Genomic DNA, 3,022 nt, shown 5'->3' on the forward strand with positions numbered 1-3,022 from the left:
CCGCGGACATCTGTCGCTTTCCCAGGACGGGTCGCGCTACGCGTCGGGCAGCAGGTCCGGACGGACGCGCCGCGTCCGCTCCAGCTGCTGCTCGTGCCGCCAGGCACCGACGCGGGCGTGGTGCCCGCTGAGCAGGACGTCGGGGACGTCCAGGCCGCGCCACGACGCGGGCTTGGTGTACGAGGGGTACTCGAGCAGACCGTCCTCGTGGGACTCCTCGACCAGTGACTCGGGGTTGCCGACCACGCCGGGGACCAGTCGACCGACGGCCTCGATGATCGCCATCGCGGCGACCTCGCCACCGTTCAGCACGTAGTCACCGAGGGAGAGCTCGACGACGGTGGCGCGCGATGACGCCCACTCGAAGACGCGGGCGTCGATGCCCTCGTACCGCCCGCAGGCGAACACGAGGTGGTCCGACGTCGACGCGAGCGAGCGCGCGATCGACTGCGTGAAGGGGGTGCCGGCCGGCGTCGGGACCACCAGGGTCGACGAGCCGTCGGGGCGGAAGAGCGCTTCGAGCGCCTGCGCCCACGGTTCCGGCTTCATCACCATGCCAGCGCCACCGCCGTACGGGGTGTCGTCGACGGTGCGGTGCCGGTCGGTGGTCCACGACCGCAGGTCGTGCACGTGCAGGTCGAGCAGGCCGCCGGAGCGCGCCTTGCCGAGCAGGGACACGTCCAGCACGGAGAAGAACTCCGGGAAGATCGTGACGATGTCGATCCGCACGGCAGCTAGTCCGTGACCGTCTCGGGGCGCGAGGTGTCCTCGGGGTCCTCGAACAGGCCCTGCGGCGGCGTGACCGTGACGGTGCCGGCAGCGATGTCGACCGCGGGCACGATGGCGGAGACGAACGGCACGAGGACCTCGCCGCGGGACGGCGTGTCGATCGCGAGCAGGTCCTGCGCGGGCATGTGGTCCACACGGGCGACGGTGCCGACCTCGGCGCCGTCGCGCAGGACCTTCAACCCGACGAGCTGGTGGTCGTACCAGGCGTCGTCCTCACCGGTCTCGGCGTCGGCGTCCTGCTCGACCCAGAGGATGATGCGTGCCAGGGACTCGGCGCCGGTGCGGTCGTCGATCCCGGCGAAGAACGCGACGGGGTGACCGTTGTACCAGCGGAGTTCGTCCAGCTCGAGGGTCTTGCCCGACCACGGAGAGTCGTCGGGGACCTGGAGCGTGAAGGTGGCGCCCGGGGTGAACCGACGATCCGGGTCGTCGGTGTAGAGCTCGAGCTTGATGCCGCCCTTGAGCCCGTGCGCCTTCGTGATTCGACCCACCCGGAGCTGGGTCGTCTCCCTAGGAATCGGTGTCCACCACGTCGACCCGCACGCGCTTGCCGTCGGCCAGGGCCGTGACGAGGGTGCGGAGCGCCTTGGCGGTGCGCCCGGCGCGACCGATCACGCGGCCGAGGTCCTCGGGGTGCACACGCACCTCGAGGACCTCGCCGCGTGGGGAGGTGGAGCTGGCGACGCGCACGTCGTCAGGGTGATCGACGATCCCCTTGACGAGGTGCGTCAGCGCGGATTCGAGCAAGGACTACGCCTCGGTCGTCTCGTCGGCGGTCTCGGCGTCGTCGGCCTTGGCGGCGGGAGCCGTCTTCTCCGACTTCGGCTTGAGGACGGCCTTCTTCGAGGAGTCGACCTGGAAGGCCTGCTTCGGCTCGGCGACCTTGACCTTGGACTCGGTGTCCTTCTCGCCCTTGAACTTGGCCCAGTCGCCGGTCAGCTTGAGGAGGGCCGCGACCTGCTCGGTCGGCTGCGCGCCGACGCCGAGCCAGTAGAGCGCACGCTCGGACTCGATCTTGATGACCGAGGGCTCCTCGGTGGGGTGGTACTGACCGATCTCCTCGAGGACACGACCATCGCGCTTGGTGCGCGAGTCGGCGACGACGATGCGGTAGTAGGGCGCACGGATCTTACCGAGACGCTTCAGACGGATCTTGACAGCCACAATTGCTCCTGTTTGCTTTCGTTGTGGTTGAACTGGAACCGCGGGCGTGGGGGCACACACGGCGAAAGCTCGAGAGAGATCGCTCACAGCTGGATAGAGGGTCGAGCTGCGGCGATTCGACCGTTCATTCTTGCAGATTCCCGGCCGTGATGCGAGCCGACTCGCTACGGGGCGAGGCGCCGCACCGCTTCGAGGGCTTCGGACGTCGCCCGGACCGCGTCCACGCTCCGTGCGTCCCGCGCGCCGCCGACGACGGCGTACGGCACGCCGGCGGCCTGGAGGCCCGTGGCGAGTCCGTCGGGAGCGTCACCCTCGGCGTCGCTCGCCCGCTCCTGCCCGGCGCAGACCACGACGGTGTCCGCCGGCACGCCGACCTCGTCCCCGTGCTCGTCGCGGATCCAGAGCACCCCGGGTTCGATGCGCAGGTACTCCTGCACGCCGCCGACCATCCGCACGCCGGCGTCGCGCAGCCGACCGATCGCGACCCACCGCGAGGTGATGCCGATCCCGTGGCCGAACTTGCCCGATCGGCGGAGCACCGTCACGTCCGGCCCCGGTCGGGTGGTGCGCGGTGCCGCGGGGAGCCGCTGCGGGACGTCGCCGACGAGTTCCTCGGACACGTCGAGGTCCCAGCGCGCCGCGAACCCGGCGGCCCGGACGGCCTCGTCGGGCGACTCGGTCAGGAACGCCGCGGTGTCCACCCCGATGCCGCCGCCGCCGATGATCGCGACGGTGCCCTCGGGGACGCCGTCCCGCAGCGCCCGCTCGTAGGACAGCACGTGCGGCAGGTCGCTACCGGGGACGTCGATGCTCCGCGGGACCACCCCGGCCGCGAGCACGACGGCGTCGCTGTCGACGAGGTCCCGAGCCGTGGCCGGGCGTCCGAGGTGGATGGTCGCGCCCCGCTCCTCGAGCTCCGTGCGGGCGGACCGCACCGTGGCGGCGTAGTCCTCCTTCCCCGGGACGAGTGCGGCGAGGCCGAACTGGCCGCCGAGACGGTCGGACGCCTCCCAGAGGGTGACCTCGTGGCCGCGGCGGGCGGCGTCCACCGCCGCGGCCACGAGGTCAC

At 71.4% G+C, this 3,022-nt stretch carries 5 protein-coding genes; all 5 read right to left on the bottom strand.

The window, feature by feature from the left end; genetic code table 11:
• Positions 1-36: 36 nt before the first annotated feature.
• Complete coding sequence (trmD, locus tag H489_RS33635; RefSeq protein WP_017888256.1) at positions 37-729, bottom strand: tRNA (guanosine(37)-N1)-methyltransferase TrmD; 693 nt, start codon at positions 727-729, stop codon at positions 37-39.
• 5 nt (positions 730-734) lie between these two features.
• Positions 735-1,280: a ribosome maturation factor RimM gene (gene rimM, locus H489_RS33640; protein ID WP_017888257.1), complete on the bottom strand. Its 546-nt coding sequence runs from the start codon at positions 1,278-1,280 to the stop codon at positions 735-737.
• Between the two features lie 19 nt (positions 1,281-1,299).
• The gene (locus H489_RS33645; RefSeq protein ID WP_017888258.1) at positions 1,300-1,536 is read right to left on the bottom strand and encodes an RNA-binding protein; all 237 of its coding nucleotides are present in this window, start codon (positions 1,534-1,536) and stop codon (positions 1,300-1,302) included.
• Positions 1,537-1,539: 3 nt separating this feature from the next.
• Positions 1,540-1,953: a 30S ribosomal protein S16 gene (rpsP, locus tag H489_RS33650; protein WP_017888259.1), complete on the bottom strand. Its 414-nt coding sequence runs from the start codon at positions 1,951-1,953 to the stop codon at positions 1,540-1,542.
• Positions 1,954-2,117: 164 nt separating this feature from the next.
• On the bottom strand, positions 2,118-3,022 hold a 905-nt coding region (locus H489_RS38365), incomplete at its 5' end, for an FAD-dependent oxidoreductase (RefSeq protein ID WP_017888260.1).

This window comes from Curtobacterium flaccumfaciens UCD-AKU (assembly GCF_000349565.1).
GTDB classification, from domain to species: Bacteria; Actinomycetota; Actinomycetes; order Actinomycetales; family Microbacteriaceae; genus Curtobacterium; species Curtobacterium poinsettiae.